Genomic DNA, 15779 nt, shown 5'->3' on the forward strand with positions numbered 1-15779 from the left:
GCGGCAACGCGCAGTACAGAAATCAGAACAGGCCCGACGGCTGATCGGGCAATGATCAGGAACAAATAATGAGCTGGATCGAAAAAATACTGCCTCCGCGCATCAACCGCAGCAATGATGGCGCACGTCGCGTTCCCGAAGGGGTGTGGGTCAAGTGCCCATCGTGCGAATCGGTGCTGTACAAAGAGGATTTGAAGGCGACGCTTAACGTTTGTCCCAAGTGCAGCCACCATATGCGCATAGGCGCACGGGCGCGCATTGAAGCCTTGCTCGACCCCGAAGGGCGTGTCGAGATCGGGCAGCATACGCGCCCCATGGATCCGCTGAAGTTCAAGGATAGCCGTCGCTATCCCGAGCGGGTGGCTGAAGCCACCAAGCAGACCGGCGAAAGTGAAGCCATGGTGGTAATGAGCGGACGCATCCTTGCGGTACCCGTGGTGCTGGCCTGTTTCGAATTTGAGTTCATGGGCGGATCGATGGGCTCGGTGGTGGGCGAGCGTTTTGCGCGTGGCGTGCAAGATGCCATCACCAACCGCACCCCCTTTATTTGCGTGGCAGCCTCGGGTGGCGCACGCATGCAGGAAAGCTTGCTGTCGCTGATGCAAATGGCCAAGACCAATGCCATGCTTACTCGCCTGTCGGCTGCCGGCTTGCCGTTTATCAGCATCCTGACCGATCCGACCATGGGTGGCGTATCAGCCAGCTTCGCCTTTATGGGCGACGTGGTGATTGCCGAACCCAGGGCCTTGATCGGCTTTGCGGGCCCTCGCGTCATCGAGCAAACCGTGCGCGAAAAGCTTCCGGAAGGCTTTCAGCGTTCGGAGTTCCTGCAAGAGAAAGGCGCCATCGATATGGTCATAGACCGCCGCGAAATGCGCGTCGAACTGGCCCATCTTTTGGCTTTGCTGACGCGCCAGCCCATGGACGTGGTGGCTGCTGCCGGCGCCGACCTGCCCGTCAAAGCTTAGGTCCTTAGGTCATCCAGCTTTCCACTTAGAACCGCCAGCTAAGGCTCACGCGGCCGCCGTGTTCGGCGGCGCCGCTTGCCAGGTCGCCCTCGTAGGCCAGGTTCAGTGCAGCGTGGCGGCTGAGACGCATACTTAGCCCTGCGCTGACCAGCGCCGCGTTGCGGGCGACGGGAATTCCTCGTACCGCAAACGAATCCCCCTGACTGAAGGCGAGGCTTGTCGTCGGCGTGAGGTCGCCCGTCGAATGCCTCCAGGCCACGCTGCCGTGCAGTTGGGCTTCTGTCTGGTTGAGGCGCAAGGGCAGGGCGCCGCGCAGGCCCAGGGTGGTGCTGACGATGCTGCTGCGCGAGCCGGAACTGTGCAAGGCAGCCGTGCCGCCACTTTCACTGAATGCCGGTGTGCGCAGCCAGGTGGCGGATAGTCCGGCAAAGGGCGCCAGGGTGCCGCTGCCCGCGGGCATCGCGAAGCCGAGTTCTCCGAACGTCTGCATGGCGCTTGCCCGATAGTCAGCCCTAAGACGCTGTGTATCGCCGTGGACGCTTGCATGGCGGGTGGTGCTGACCTGGGCAGTGGTATAGGCTGCGCCCAGTAGGGTTTGCAGCGTTCCCGCAGCGGATTTGAAGTTGCGGCCTGCATATAGCGCCACGCTGGCGGCGTCGCTGGTGGCGCTGGCATTGCCACGGTCGTCGACGTGGCTGCGGCTATGGGTGTAGCCTACGGCACCACCGAGCCGCCAGTTGGCGCCCACTGGCACATCGCCTCCGACAAAGACGCCGCTTGTAGTTTGCACTGTTGAACCGACGTTGTCGTTGCCATGGCGCGTTTGACGGTTGGCGACTACGTCGGCCCATAAGGGCAAGGAAGCGTGTTGCGGCATGGCGCCTGCCGGCATGTGCGGTCCAGCCGATGCCAAAAGCCCGCCCGGCATCCAGCCGGCGTTCAGGTTGCTGCGCAAGTGACGCAGCGGCAGGGTGCTGGCGTACTGGGACGACGCGAATAGAGCAGACTGGCTGCTGGCATGCACTTCGCCGGATAGTGAGTTCAAGAGCTGGGGTGCTAGTTGTTCGTCGGTTAGCCGTAGCATGGATTGGTAAAGGGGGCTGCTGTCCGGCAAGCTGGCCAGCGCGCCGGCGACACTGCGCTGGTTGGGCGTGCGGGCTACGGCGGAAAACGGGCGGGCATTGCGGGCAATGTTCAGGAAGACTTCTTGGCTGGTGTAGTCCAGGCTCGTGTTCAGGAAGATATAGGGTGAATCCAAAGCCTGGAATTGCCCGCTGATGACGTCATCCTCAGAGAGGAGGATTACATGATGGCCCATGTAAAGGTTGCCGTTGCCATGTAGAAGAAGTCTAACCGTACCGTTCAGATTCGCTGGACCGACGACTGTAACCTGATCGGCAAGCCCGGACCTTGTATCAACATCGATATCCAGGAAAGCCCCCGGCTCGAAGTCGATGGTGCAGCAAATATTGATCGTACCTATCGGGTCGCCTGGAGCAAGGGTCCCGCCCGCATTGATACGCGCGGAGGTTACAGTGCCTATTCCAGAAAGTGTGCCGCCGCTGTTGACTGTGGCGTCTCCAAGGAGCTCACCGTTGACGATCATGCGGCCTTCGTTGATTTGTGTATCAAGCATGATCACCAGCGACGATTCCGGAATCCTGACGGCCCCTCGACCATTTTTGATAACGGTTGTGCTAATAAAGTTAGGATTCGTTAACGTGATGTCATCCGACCGATCAAATACTACCGTACCGTCACTTGCGACTTCTCCTGAAATCCATCCGGCATTCCCGCCGTTTCCAAGCTGCAGCGTCGCTCCGGACGCCACAATCGTGGTGCCTGCGAAATGGCTGTCAGCGGTGAAAATGGTTGTGCCGCTAGTCAAGGTAACAACGCCGTCACCTTGTATCGGGACACCGAACACGTACTGGATGTCGGTATGGTTGAACCAAAGCTGGGCGTCTCCATCGAGTTGGATATAAGGAGCGCTAACAGTGCCCGCCGGTAGTGAGGCCCCCAGGAGGCCTCCGATATTAAGTTGGCCATCTGCGCCAACGTGAATTCCCCGGGTGGAGTCGAGCCCGCCGCCCTTACCCACAATGACCGTTCCGGTCGCACCGATAGACAGCGATCCAGTGAAGAGCTGCCCTTCCATAATGTTGACCGTACCTACGCCATACTGTCCAACTTCCAGGGTGCCGCGGTTAAGCCAGCGCGACTCAGCCCCGTTGATTGCGGCCACTGCGGCACTGACAGCACCTTTGCCGACTACTGCAGAGCCGCTGCGGAGCAGAGCACCAGCATCGATGCTGAGAACGCCGTCCTGGTGGGAGCCGATTACGAGTTCATTTCTGATGTCCAGGATTGCGCCATTGCCGTCGACCGAGACCATTCCCGCGCCTACAGCGCCGACATCAGATACGGTGAAAGATCCACTGCCGACGGATGTGCTCGGCGCCACTTGTACCGCGCCTTCCTGAACAATGACGCTGTCGAAGTCGCTGCCGTCGTCCAGAGAGCAAGGGTCGGGATCTGCCTTGACATACGCACCAGAGGTCGCCCCACAAGAAGGAGACGTTTGAGCAAATGCCGGTAGCCCATACGCAGACACCCCGAGCAGACCAGGAGGCTGAGGCACAACGGTAAGTGGCGCTGGGATACGGTAGGAACCATAGGGCAGACGGTGTCGTGTCAGGCCACGCATATATAGCATTTGCTACATGTCGTCACAACTCGTATTTTCCCGACGGAATTTGCTCCAGGCAATAAAAAAGCCCGACCACTGAAGTGCTCGGGCTTTCTGGACTGCTGGGTTCTCTATGGGGTCTTGCAATCACGCATGCGTGATTGCAAGACCTGACCCCATTTTCTTACTGCGTTTCTACCTGCTGTAAGGGTTCTTCAGCGACGACGGGAGCCGGCTTGCGGCCACGCCCGAGTTTCACTGGCGGGGTGCTCGAAGCCGGTGCAGCCGGGAACCGCGTTTCGACAAGTTCCATGCCGGCGGCGGCCAGGACGCTTTCCAGCGGCGCGGTGCTGCCGTTGGTTGCTGACGACGCTGCAACGGGTGCTTGCTCGGCTGCCACTTCTTCCACCGCAGCGGGCTCTTGTGCCGGAACTTCCGACTCTGGGCTTGCTGTGATCGCAGTGTCAGGAGTCACGGACGGTTCGACAGACGCTGGTGCAAGGACTGCCGGCTCATCGGCTGGCGGCTGGGCCGGGGCAGCTTGGCTGGTCACGGCTTCGTCGACAGGCTCTTCGACCGCTACCAGTTCTGTACCGGCTGCTTCGACCGCGACCGGCTCAGCGGCGGTTGACTCGACTACCTGGTCGACTGGCTCGGCGATAGGCGCAGCAGCAACCTGGGCTGGTGCCTCTTGTCTGCCTTCCTGCACAGCTTGCGTATCACGGACTTCGCCGGCTTCCGAGAGGGATTCCTGGAATTGACCCTGGCCGCTGGCGATGGTGGGCAGTACGCCCGGGTTGAAAGCCGGAGTTTCGTGCGACACGAATGCTTCGTTATCGTCCGAATCGCTGCTGCTTTCTTCCGTGCTGTTTTCGGTGCTGCCTTCCGCGCTGCGACGGCCACGACGGCTACGGCGACGGCGCCGTTTGCGCTCGGGATCCTGCTGATCTCCTTCTGCACCGGTCTCGGTGATCAGATCGCTGTCTGCCACGTTGGCGTCGGCCTGCGTGGTATCGGCGGCTGCAAGGGTTTCCGTAGCGACGACGGCGGCTGCAACGGCGACGCTGCTATCGACTTCAACCGTATCGGTCTGCCCTTCCTCGCGACGATTGCGTCCACGGCCGCGGCGGCTGCGTCCGCCCCGGCTCGATGGGGTGGCTTCGTCGGTCTCGGCGGTGGCATCGGCGTGGCGGGGGTGTGCCGTTCGGGTGGCGTTCGCAGGTTCGGCTGCGGCATGGGTGCCGGCAGGGCGACGTCCTCGGGCTGCGGCAGTTTGCGTCGCGTCTTCCGCTGTGCCTTCGGCAGTGTCGTGGCGGCGGTCGCCACGGCGATTGCGGTTGTTGCGGTCGCCATGGCCGCGCTCGCGACGGTCGCCGCTGCGACCGCCCTTGGAGCGGTTACCTGACGAGGAACGGCCGGCGGTTTCTTTAGCGGGCTCGACAGCCACGGGGGCTGCATCGCCGCCAGTTAGCCAGTTGAGCAGGCGCTTGAACAGGCCCGGGCCTTGCGCCGTGGCGGCAGCAATGGCTCGGGCGGCGGGCACGGACGACACGGGCGCCGGCTGCGATGGCGTAATGCTTTTGACCAGCGCTTCGGGGCGGCTCTTGGCGGCGTCCTGTGCTTTGTTGGGCGACCAGGTCAGTTGCGACTCGGGTTGCGTGACGAGCTCGAAGCTGGTTTTGATTTCTTCCAGGCGAGGATCGTCGTGGCGCAGGCGCTCGATGTGGTGGTGCGGGGTTTCCAGATTCTTGTTGGGGATAAGAATAAGGTTTACCTTCAGGCGCGACTCGATCTTGGCGATGTCGCCGCGCTTCTCGTTCAGCAGGAAGGTCGCCACGTCCACAGGGACCTGGGCATGCAAGGAGGCGGTGCCTTCCTTCATGGCTTCTTCCTGAAGCAGTCGCAGCACCTGCAAGGCGCTGGATTCGGCATCGCGGACTACGCCTGTACCGTTACAGCGCGGGCAGGTGATGTGCGAGCCTTCGTTCAGGGCGGGGCGCAGGCGCTGACGGGACAGCTCCATGAGGCCGAAGCGCGAGATCTTGCCCATTTGGACACGAGCCCGGTCGAAATGCAGAGCATCGCGCAGGCGCTGTTCGACGGCGCGCTGGTTCTTGGCCTCTTCCATGTCGATGAAATCGATGACGATCAGGCCACCCAAGTCGCGCAGGCGCAACTGACGGGCAACTTCGTCTGCGGCTTCAAGGTTGGTCCGCATAGCGGTTTCTTCGATGTCGGCGCCTCGTGTCGAGCGCGCAGAGTTCACATCGATGGCGACCAGGGCCTCGGTGTGGTCAATGACCACAGACCCGCCCGACGGCAGTTGCACCGTGCGGGAATAGGCGGTCTCGATCTGGTGTTCGATTTGAAAGCGCGAAAACAGCGGGACGTCGTCGCGGTACATTTTGACGCGCTGGACGTTGTCCGGCATGACCACGCTCATGAAAGCGGTGGCCTGTTCGTAGATTTCGTCCGTGTCGATCAGGATTTCGCCGATTTCGGGCGAGTAATAATCGCGGATTGCGCGGATTACGAGGCTGGATTCCAGATAGATCAGGATGGGAGCCGGGTTCTCGCGGGCAGCGCCGTCAATCGCATTCCAAAGCTGCATCAAGTAGGAAAGATCCCACTGCAGCTCTTCGACGTTGCGGCCAATACCCGCGGTGCGGGCAATAATGCTCATGCCTGCCGGGATATCCAACTGGTCCATGGTGTCGCGCAGTTCCTGGCGATCCTCACCTTCGACGCGGCGCGATACACCGCCGCCCCGTGGGTTATTGGGCATCAGGACCAGATAGCGGCCGGCCAATGAAATAAAGGTGGTCAGGGCAGCGCCTTTATTGCCGCGCTCTTCCTTTTCCACCTGAATGATCAGTTCCTGGCCTTCGGTCAGGGCGTCCTGGATACGTGCCGCACGAACATCAACGCCTTCCTTGAAGTAAGTTCGGGCCACTTCCTTGAAGGGCAGAAAGCCGTGGCGATCTTCGCCGTAGCTGACGAAGCATGCTTCCAGGCCAGGTTCGATTCGGGTAATTACGCCTTTGTAGATATTGCCTTTGCGCTGTTCGCGCCCGGCGGTTTCGATGTCGAGGTCGATAAGCTTTTGACCGTCGACAATGGCAACGCGCAGTTCTTCTTGGTGCGTTGCATTGAACAACATCCGTTTCATGAGGGGTTTCTCCGTAGTCATGGCGCACCGTAAATCGGCGCACGACCGCGGGTCATTGGTGTGTGGCGCTAAATCTTAGTGGTCTTGGTGGGCGCGCGGCTGACGAAGTCAGGCAGTGCCCACCTTGTGTCGGCGAGGCACTTCGCACCTGTAGGTGCGTGGTTCAGTCAGCAGGGAGGTCAGGTTCACTATAGTGGTTGACAAAAAATTGCTGGGAACGGCAGGCGCGAGTGTAAGAGCGCGACTGGTGCATTAAACGAGACAGACTTTGCAAAAGATTCAGCGTCGCACGCGGTTGGCAGGTGATATGTGAATAGCGGGCTGTTCGCCACACAACTATTTTCCAGATCGGGCTTGCCCCGGCGACCTAATGACCCAGAAGCTGAAACCCAGGCAGTACAATATGGCCTTTGTTCGTCCAACGGAGACGCACCATTGCATCTCTACGTTCGGCGGTTTTTCAGCTTCTATAGGCTGACGCGATTATATGCCGCTTTTCCCCATGCGCAAACCTCTTATTAATAAAGACCCTGTTCCCAGCGTGCGTTTTGTCGAGATTGGTGCCGAACAGGCGGGCCAGCGCATCGATAATTTCCTGCTGCGGCTGTGCAAAGGGGTACCCAAAAGTCATTTGTACAAGGCCATACGCAGCGGCGAGGTCCGGGTAAACAAGGGCCGCATAGGTGCGGAATACCGGCTGGAAGAAGGCGACATGCTGCGGGTTCCCCCACTACGCCTGCCGCGGCCCGACCAGGCGCCACCGGTGCCGCCCGCGGTATTCCCCATCGTCTTCGAAGATGACGCCCTCCTGGTGGTCGATAAGCCGGCGGGGGTGGCTGTGCATGGCGGCAGCGGTGTGTCGTTCGGGGTTATCGAGCAGTTGCGCGCGGCCCGGCCGGACGCACCCATGCTCGAACTTGCCCATCGGCTGGATCGCGAGACCTCCGGCTTGCTGCTGATTGCCAAGAGGCGCAAGGCCTTGCTGGGCTTGCACGACATGATGCGCGAGGGGGGCGGGCGCAAGCACTACCAAGCCCTGGTGGTGGGCGACTGGGTCAACGACAAACAGCATATACGCAAGCCCCTGCTGAAATGGCTGACGGCTTCCGGCGAGCGCCGGGTGAAGGTTGACGCCGAGGGCAAGGCTGCCCACACCATCATTACTTTGGAAAAACGCTACGGCCGTTACAGTTTGCTGGGCGCCGAGCTACGCACAGGCCGTACCCACCAGATACGGGTGCACCTGGCTTCCAGCGGCTATCCGATCGTGGGTGACGACAAATACGGTCCGGACGAAATACGGGATCGTTTCGCGCGGCTGGGGTTCCGGCGCATGTTCCTGCATGCCTGCCGGCTTGAAATCCCGCATCCGCTGACCGGCGCAGCGCTGGTTTTCACAGCACCGTTGCCGCCGGCCTGCCGGCAGCTACTTGACTATATGGAGCAACATCCTTGAAACGTTATTCAGCCGTCATTTTCGATTGGGACGGCACTGTCATGGACTCGACGGGATCCATCGTCACTGCCATCCAGGGCGCCTGTGCCGACATCGGCTTGCCCATACCGCCGGACCATGAAGCTAGTTGGGTGATAGGCTTGTCGCTCGAGACGGCCTTGTATCGCTGCGTGCCGGATCTCACTGCCGGCCAGATGCCAGAGTTTCTCGAACGGTACCGCCACCATTTCATGTTGCGCGATCCAGAAATCCGCCTGTTTGATGGCATTCCGGCCTTACTGGTTGACCTGAAGCAGCGCAATGTTGCGTTGGGCGTGGCCACCGGTAAAAGCCGGGTGGGGCTGGATCGGGTGCTGGGAACCATGCAGTTGCAAGAGCATTTCCATATTACCCGCTGCGCCGACGAATCCTTCAGCAAGCCCCACCCGGCCATGCTGTTCGAGATCATGGAGGCGCTGACCCTTGCGCCGGAACAAGTGTTGATGGTGGGCGATACCTCTCATGACATTCAGATGGCGACAGCGGCGGGCGTGGACAGCATGGCCGTCACTTACGGCGCTCATGACCAGCCGACGCTGCGCGAGGCCGAGCCCACTGTCATGGTTTCCAGCGTGCCCGAGATGCAAAGATGGCTGCTTGAGCGCGTATAAAGGCGTATAAACCAGTATGCCGTGCATCGCAAGGAACTTTTATCGCTTGCGCACGCTCCTATAGGCATATTGCGCCGTGGGCGCCAAGGAACCACTATGTCGCGACTAAAGCTGCCGTCCATCCCCTCATCGCAGATTACAGACGAGACCGTGTGGCGTTCCCGGCGCCGGTGGCTGCAGCAAGCGGGCCTGGGGGCCGTGGCGATGGCAGGTGGTGCGCTGTGGCATGAAGGCTTGCGGGCAGAGCAGGTCGAGGGCGCGCTTCCTGCCACGCTTAACCCGGCTTATAGCTTGCCGGACAAGCCAACATCCGAAAAAGACATTACCTCGTACAACAACTTTTACGAGTTCGGCACGGGCAAGACTGACCCCTTGAGCCATGCGGCCCGCATGCAGACCAGGCCCTGGACCCTCTCCATCGAAGGAGAAGTGGCCAAACCCTTCACTATCGACCTGGACGACCTCCTGAAGCTTGCCACCATAGAGGAGCGCATTTACCGCTTGCGCTGCGTGGAAGCCTGGTCCATGGTCATTCCCTGGAACGGTTATGCGCTTTCCCATTTGCTGAAACGCGCCGAACCCACCGGCAACGCCAAATTTGTCCAGTTCGTCACGGCCACCCAACCCGAAAACATGCCGGGCCTACGTTCGCGCATCATCGACTGGCCGTATCTCGAGGGCTTGCGCATGGACGAAGCCATGCACCCCCTGACGATGCTGGTGCTGGGCGTCTACGGCAAGCTTCTTCCGAATCAGAATGGCGCGCCGGTTCGACTGGCCGTGCCATGGAAATACGGTTTCAAGTCAGGCAAATCGCTGGTAAAGATTCGTGTGCTTGACCATATGCCCGAAACCAGCTGGGCCGCCATCGCGCCCAACGAGTACGGCTTTTATGCCAACGTCAATCCCACCGTCGCGCATCCGCGCTGGAGCCAGGCTACCGAAAGACGCATTGGCGATGGCTTCTTCGCGCCCCGGGTCGAAACGCGTATGTTTAACGGCTATGCCGAGCAAGTGGCGTCCCTGTATACCGGTATGGACCTGGCTCGTTACTACTAGATGGCCTCGCACTGGACGGCCGCCCAGGTGGGTCGCTACAAGCCGCTGGTTTTTTTGCTGTGCCTGTATCCCTTGCTGCGTTGGTTCTGGCTGGGCTTCTCGGACGGGCTAAGTGCCAATCCGGCGGAGTTCCTGATACGCTCTTCCGGCATTTGGGCACTGGTGGCTTTGGGCGCGACCCTGGCCATTACCCCGGTACGCCGTGCACTGGATCAGCCGGCCCTGGTCAGGTTGCGCCGCATGCTGGGGCTATTTGCCTTCTTCTACACCGTGCTTCATCTGTTGGGCTGGGCCTACTGGGAACGCGGGTGGTCCCTGGCCTCGATGTGGGACGACGTCGTCCAGCGCACTTTTATTACGATAGGCATGGTCGCCTTCGTGCCCATGGTGGCGCTGGCGTTCACATCGACGCGCGGCTGGATACGCCGGCTGGGCCGCCGTTGGACTACATTGCACCGCAGCGTGTATGCCATCGCCGCCTTGTCGGTGTGGCATTTTTGGCTGGTCCGCGCTGGCAAGAACGACTTCTTCGACCCCTATATGTATGGCGCGGCCCTGGCCATCTTGTTGCTGGCACGCGTTTATTTCTACTGGCGTCGGCCCCGCTAAGGATGGCGGTCAGGGCAGCGCTTTCAGTATCCCCAGCGTTTGTGCGTCGGGTTGGCCGGTGTAAGACTCAGGCCGGTAGTGCATCTGGAAAGCGGCGATGACATTGCGTGTGGCCTTGTCCAGCTTGTTGCTGGCAGGCACGGTATAGCCCACCCGTTGCAATTCGCGCTGTATCCAGGCTATATCGGGCAACCCTGTGCGCGAAAACTCCAGCTCGTGGTGGCGCGCCAGTTCTGGGTCGTACCAGCGTCCTATGCCCTGACGCGCCAGGGCTTCCCATGGAAATAGCGGGCCTGGGTCGATTTTGCGTTGCGGTGCAATGTCGCTGTGACCCACCACATTGAAGGCTTTGATCTGGTGTCTTTTGATGATGTCTTTCAGTAGCGCCGCCACGGTGCGCATCTGTGTCGGGTTGTAGGGTGCCCAGGTATTGTTTTCGTAGCCCGGGTTGACGATCTCGATACCGATGGACGCGCTGTTCAAATCTGTGCGTCCATACCAGGCGCTGACGCCCGCGTGCCAGGCGCGTCGGCTTTCATCGACCAACAGATACACATGTGGCCTGGGTTCGTCAGTGACCAAGTAGTGGCTGCTGACATTGCGCTCGGACAATGTCTTCAAGGAAGCTTCGTTGCCGGCAGATGTGTAGTGCAGAACCACGTATTCGACGCGGCTGTTCTGGCTGGTCGCCTGAATGCTGCGGTCGATATCGAGCTTGTCCGGAGAATAGCTCGCGCAGGCGGTCAGCGTAGCAAGTAGGGCGCAGGCAAGCAGTTTTTGCAGCATATGCCTAGCGCCCCGCCAGAAACAGGAAGATGGCGGGCTTCTTGGCCAGGTCGGGCGCCGGCAGCGACCTCCATTGCGCAATGGTGTGCGTCCGCAGCCATTCATCCGGCGTCGTCAGGGAACGGGCAACGCAAAGTCGGGTGTCTGGGCGCAGAGTCAGTTTAAGCGCTTCGAACATCGCCTCGTTGCGATAGGGGGTTTCAATCAGGATTTGCGTCTGCAGCAACTTTTGCGAGGCGGTCTCCCATGCCTTCAATCGCTTGGCACGGTCCGCGGCGTCCACTGGCGCGTAGCCATGAAAGGTAAAGCGCTGGCCGTCCAGCCCGCTGCCCATCAGGCTTAACAGTATGGATGACGGCCCCACCCAGGGCGCCACCCGTATGCCCATGGTGTGCGCCTGCGCGACGACCTTGGCGCCCGGGTCGGCCACTGCGGGGCAACCTGCCTCGGATACCAGGCCGATTTCGCCACCGTCCAGCAGCGGCTTGATCCAGGCTTTGATCTGGGCGGCGTCGACCTTGTCTGTCAGGGTGTGGATGGTGATCTCCTGCAGCGGGCCCTGCGTTCCGACTGCCTTCAGGAAGGCACGCGCGGTCTTGGCGTTCTCGGCGATATAAGTGTTCAGCCGCCCGGCCAGGGCCTGCACTTCCGGCGGCAGCCATCGTTCCGGAGGAGAATCGCCCATGCCCACGGGTATCAGATGCAAGACTCCTGCTGATTTCACGACTGCTCCAGTAAAGGGTTGACTCCGAAGCCGCGCAGCATGCGCGCCAACGCGATCAAGGGTAGGCCAATAATGGCGGTAGGGTCGTCGGACTGCATGCTTTCCATCAGCGTAATGCCTATACCCTCGGCCTTGGCGCTGCCTGCGGTGTCGTAGGGTTGCTCGCGCTGCAGGTAGTTGACGATCTCGACCTCGGTAAGCTGGCGAAAGCGACACAAGGTCAGTATGTTGTCGACTTCGGTGCGCTGGCCGTTTGTTACGCACAGGCCGCTGTGAAATTCTACTGTCCGGCCGCTAAGCTGTCCAAGCTGGCTTCTTGCCGCCTCGAAGCCGCCCGGTTTGCCGATAGGCCTGCCGTCGAAGTTGGCCACTTGGTCTGCGCCGATAACGATGGCGCCAGGATGGGCGTCCGACACAGCCAGGGCCTTGGCCATCGACAGGCGCAAAGCCAGCTGGCCGGGTGTTTCGTCAGCCAGGGGTGTCTCGTCGATATCGGGCGACACGCAGCTAAAGGGCAGGCCGAAACGTTCGAGCATGCTGCGGCGGTAGGAAGAACTTGAGGCTAAGATGAGACGCATAGGTAACGTTGAGTAGTTGGGTTTGACTGTAAATGGCGGAACACGGTATTATCTAATGTTTTCTTTATGCCCGAAAGCTAGTCTAGTATTTGACAAGCACTGGCTGTAAGTGAAAAGACATGGAAGCCGATATGGAACCCTTGGGTAGGGCTGAAACCCCGAATGAAAACCCGAGCAGGGATGTAAGCTACGTAGATACCTATGTGCTTACTAGAACTGGCCACGAGGTAAGTGGCCAGACGCCGATTTCCAGCTTTGAGCGTTTGATTGAAGATTTACCCGAGCAGCCCGCCAGTCAGGTATCGTGGTCGGTGAAGGGTGAGATCGACCCGCACGGCAGGCATTTTCTTCGATTGTCCGTGCAGGCGGTGCCGGTGCTGGAATGCCAGCGTTGCCTGCAGCCGCTACCCTGGCCGGTCGACGCAGAAAACCGCCTTCGCATTGTCAAGTCCGAAGCCGATCTGGACGACGAAGGCAGCCAGGACACCGAGGCCGAAGACATGGTCGAGCGTATCGTAGGTTCGCCACGACTGGATGTGCTGGAATTGGTCGAGGACGAGATCATCCTGGGGCTGCCTTATGTGCCCAAGCACGATGTCTGTCCGTCGTTGCCCGAGGCCCTTGCAACGCAAGAGCCCGAGCCGGACGAGGCCGAACCCTCGCCGTTTGCGGTGTTGAACCAGCTTAAGAAAGATTGAATTTTTACGAACTTAACTTGCGGGACTATCGCGTACAATAGCGACCCGTTATCAGGAGTCATCATGGCCGTACAGCAAAACAAAAAGAGCCCGTCCAAGCGTGGTATGCATCGTTCGCACGATTTCATCACGACGCCCCCGACGGCAATCGAACCGACAACGGGCGAACTGCACCTGCGTCACCACATCAGCCCCAACGGTATCTACCGCGGCCGTAAAGTGCTCAAAACCAAAAACGACGAGTAATCGTCTACTGTTGCGATCTCGCCATAAAACGCTATAGATTGCGCACTTGATGTCGACACCCGAAATCCGTATCGCCGTTGATTGCATGGGCGGCGATTTTGGCCTGCCTGTGACGGTGCCGGCCGCTCATCAATTTGCCCGGCAACACCCCGATACGCGATTCCTGTTGGCGGGACATGCTGCGGATATCGAGTCGGCACTGGCAAAGCTGGGCGGACCCGATCGCGACTGGTACGAGATACTGCCGGCGACCGAGGTCGTCACCATGGCCGATTCTGTAGAAGTCGCCTTGCGGCGCAAGAAAGACTCATCCATGCGGGTGGCAGTCCAGGCTGTCAAGGACGGCCGGGCAGACGCCTGTATTTCGGCGGGCAACACCGGTGCATGGATGGCGATATCGCGCTATTTGCTCAAGACGCTGGATGGCATCGACCGCCCGGCTATTGCCACGTCCATTCCCAATCAGAAGGGTGGTGCCACCACCATGCTCGACCTGGGCGCCAACGTCGATTGCTCTGCCGAGCATTTGCTGCAGTTTGCCATCATGGGTTCGGCACTGGCATCGCGCGTTGATCGTCATAAGCAGCCCACCATAGGCTTGCTCAACATCGGCGAAGAAGTCATCAAGGGTAATGAAGTCGTCAAGCAGGCGGCCGAACTGCTGCGCAACAGCGGTTTGAACTTTTATGGCAACGTCGAGGGCGACGATATTTGCAAGGGTACTGTCGACGTCATCGTTTGCGATGGTTTTGTGGGCAATGTCGTGCTCAAGTCCATCGAGGGGGTTGCCAAGATGGTCGCCACCATGATGCGTGCCGAGTTCAAGCGCGATGCCTTGTCCCTGACTGCCGGCCTGTTGGCCACGCCGGTGTTGAACCGTCTGCGAGACCGCGTCGATAACCGTCGTTATAATGGCGCCGCCCTGCTGGGGCTGCGCGGCATCGTCATCAAGAGCCATGGCTCTGCCGATGCCTATGCTTACGGCTATGCGCTGGCACGCGCCCGAGAGGCCGTGCAGAATGGGCTGCTTGATGGTACAACAAGCGCCATTGATCGTCTTCGCCAAAGCCTGCTGGCTGCGGCCGCGCAATCGGCGAAGCTCACCAACCAAACATCTGATCCTGCGCCATAGCCAGGTATCTGGAAGCTACTATGCCTTATGCCAAGATAATAGGGTCGGGTGGGTATTTACCGCCCCGAGTCGTGTCCAACGACGATCTCGCCGCCGATCTCGCGACGCGGCAGATCCAGACTTCGCATTCTTGGATCGTAGAGCGTACCGGCATCCACCAACGCCACCTTGCTGATCCGGGCGTGACGACCAGTCAGCTTGCCACCCATGCCGCCAGGGCGGCGATGGATATGGCGGGCGTGACGGCCGACGACATCGATCTGATTATCGTCGCCACTTCCACACCTGATTTCGTGTTTCCAAGCACAGCCTGCCTGGTGCAGGCGCAATTGGGCGCCAAGGGTGGGGCGGCCTTTGACGTCCAGGCCGTGTGTAGCGGTTTTGTTTATGCATTGACCACCGCCGACGCATTTATTCAGGCCGGCAGGGCCAAAACCGCCCTGGTTATCGGCGCCGAGGTCTTCTCCAGTATTCTGGATTGGAACGATCGCAGCACTTGCGTGCTCTTTGGTGATGGCGCGGGTGCCGTTGTGCTGCAAGCATCCGACGAGCCGGGCATCCTTGCCGCTCAGTTGAATGCCGATGGCAGCCAAATGAAGATTCTGTGTGCGGCGGGCAACGTCGCTCATGGCGAGGTCGTGGGCGACCCCTTCCTGCGCATGGATGGGCAGGCGGTATTCAAGCTCGCGGTCACCTCGTTGACCAAATCAGCGCAAGACGTCTGTGAACAGGCCGGCATGGAAGTCGCCGATGTCGACTGGCTGGTTCCTCATCAGGCCAATGTGCGCATCATCAATTTCCTCGGGCGTCGCCTGAGCGTTCCCGACGACAAAGTCATTGTGACAGTCGATAAGCATGCCAATACGTCGGCCGCCAGTGTGCCGCTAGCCCTGGATGTCGCGCTGCGCGATGGCCGCATCAAGAAGGGCGACACTGTCCTGATGCAAGGTGTGGGCGGTGGATTCACGTGGGGCTCGGTGCTGGCGCGTATGTAAGTCATCACGGACCTTGAAAC

At 60.2% G+C, this 15779-nt stretch carries 14 protein-coding genes; 9 read left to right on the top strand and 5 right to left on the bottom strand.

The window, feature by feature from the left end:
* Positions 1 to 68 precede the first annotated feature (68 nt).
* Positions 69 to 968, top strand: coding sequence for an acetyl-CoA carboxylase, carboxyltransferase subunit beta (gene accD / locus CKA81_RS02280; protein ID WP_128353851.1), 900 nt, complete (start codon positions 69 to 71; stop codon positions 966 to 968).
* Between the two features lie 25 nt (positions 969 to 993).
* Here the strand turns inward: accD and CKA81_RS02285 are convergent, their stop codons facing one another.
* Both CKA81_RS02285 and CKA81_RS02290 read right to left on the bottom strand, forming a co-directional pair.
* Positions 994 to 3684 carry an autotransporter outer membrane beta-barrel domain-containing protein gene (locus CKA81_RS02285; protein WP_128353852.1) on the bottom strand — a complete coding sequence of 897 codons (2691 nt, stop codon included), beginning with the start codon at positions 3682 to 3684 and terminating at the stop codon, positions 994 to 996.
* 157 nt (positions 3685 to 3841) lie between these two features.
* Complete coding sequence (locus CKA81_RS02290; RefSeq protein ID WP_128353853.1) at positions 3842 to 6826, bottom strand: Rne/Rng family ribonuclease; 2985 nt, start codon at positions 6824 to 6826, stop codon at positions 3842 to 3844.
* A gap of 487 nt (positions 6827 to 7313) precedes the next feature.
* Between CKA81_RS02290 and CKA81_RS02295 the strand changes: the two genes are divergently transcribed.
* The 4 genes from CKA81_RS02295 (at position 7314) to CKA81_RS02310 (ending at position 10600) form a co-directional block, all read left to right on the top strand.
* Positions 7314 to 8282, top strand: coding sequence for an RluA family pseudouridine synthase (locus tag CKA81_RS02295; RefSeq protein ID WP_164878322.1), 969 nt, complete (start codon positions 7314 to 7316; stop codon positions 8280 to 8282).
* Positions 8279 to 8932, top strand: coding sequence for an HAD-IA family hydrolase (locus CKA81_RS02300; RefSeq protein ID WP_128353854.1), 654 nt, complete (start codon positions 8279 to 8281; stop codon positions 8930 to 8932). The genes CKA81_RS02295 and CKA81_RS02300 overlap by 4 nt, the downstream gene beginning before the upstream one ends.
* Before the next feature lie 96 nt (positions 8933 to 9028).
* Positions 9029 to 9991 carry a protein-methionine-sulfoxide reductase catalytic subunit MsrP gene (msrP, locus tag CKA81_RS02305; protein ID WP_128353855.1) on the top strand — a complete coding sequence of 321 codons (963 nt, stop codon included), beginning with the start codon at positions 9029 to 9031 and terminating at the stop codon, positions 9989 to 9991.
* The gene (locus CKA81_RS02310) at positions 9992 to 10600 is read left to right on the top strand and encodes a protein-methionine-sulfoxide reductase heme-binding subunit MsrQ (RefSeq protein ID WP_128353856.1); all 609 of its coding nucleotides are present in this window, start codon (positions 9992 to 9994) and stop codon (positions 10598 to 10600) included.
* A gap of 9 nt (positions 10601 to 10609) precedes the next feature.
* Here CKA81_RS02310 and CKA81_RS02315 read toward each other — a convergent pair whose 3' ends face one another.
* The 3 genes from CKA81_RS02315 to CKA81_RS02325 are packed head-to-tail and all read right to left on the bottom strand — an operon-like array spanning position 10610 to position 12646.
* Positions 10610 to 11386 carry an N-acetylmuramoyl-L-alanine amidase gene (locus CKA81_RS02315; protein ID WP_128353857.1) on the bottom strand — a complete coding sequence of 259 codons (777 nt, stop codon included), beginning with the start codon at positions 11384 to 11386 and terminating at the stop codon, positions 10610 to 10612.
* Between the two features lie 4 nt (positions 11387 to 11390).
* Positions 11391 to 12071 carry an SAM-dependent methyltransferase gene (locus CKA81_RS02320; protein WP_128356478.1) on the bottom strand — a complete coding sequence of 227 codons (681 nt, stop codon included), beginning with the start codon at positions 12069 to 12071 and terminating at the stop codon, positions 11391 to 11393.
* Positions 12072 to 12106: 35 nt separating this feature from the next.
* Positions 12107 to 12646 (bottom strand): Maf family protein, encoded by a 540-nt coding sequence (locus CKA81_RS02325; protein WP_237183401.1) that lies wholly within the window; start codon positions 12644 to 12646, stop codon positions 12107 to 12109.
* Positions 12647 to 12807: 161 nt separating this feature from the next.
* Here CKA81_RS02325 and CKA81_RS02330 point away from each other — a divergent pair, with 161 nt between their 5' ends.
* The 4 genes from CKA81_RS02330 (at position 12808) to CKA81_RS02345 (ending at position 15759) form a co-directional block, all read left to right on the top strand.
* Positions 12808 to 13386 carry a YceD family protein gene (locus CKA81_RS02330; protein WP_206750836.1) on the top strand — a complete coding sequence of 193 codons (579 nt, stop codon included), beginning with the start codon at positions 12808 to 12810 and terminating at the stop codon, positions 13384 to 13386.
* A 63-nt stretch (positions 13387 to 13449) separates the two neighbouring features.
* On the top strand, positions 13450 to 13632 hold the full coding sequence (rpmF, locus tag CKA81_RS02335) for a 50S ribosomal protein L32 (RefSeq protein WP_128353859.1): 183 nt from the start codon (positions 13450 to 13452) through the stop codon (positions 13630 to 13632).
* Positions 13633 to 13681: 49 nt separating this feature from the next.
* Positions 13682 to 14764, top strand: coding sequence for a phosphate acyltransferase PlsX (gene plsX, locus CKA81_RS02340; protein WP_128353860.1), 1083 nt, complete (start codon positions 13682 to 13684; stop codon positions 14762 to 14764).
* A gap of 20 nt (positions 14765 to 14784) precedes the next feature.
* Positions 14785 to 15759 carry a beta-ketoacyl-ACP synthase III gene (locus CKA81_RS02345; protein ID WP_128353861.1) on the top strand — a complete coding sequence of 325 codons (975 nt, stop codon included), beginning with the start codon at positions 14785 to 14787 and terminating at the stop codon, positions 15757 to 15759.
* Positions 15760 to 15779: the final 20 nt, after the last annotated feature.

Source organism: Pollutimonas thiosulfatoxidans, from assembly GCF_004022565.1.
GTDB lineage: Bacteria > Pseudomonadota > Gammaproteobacteria > Burkholderiales > Burkholderiaceae_B > Pusillimonas_D > Pusillimonas_D thiosulfatoxidans.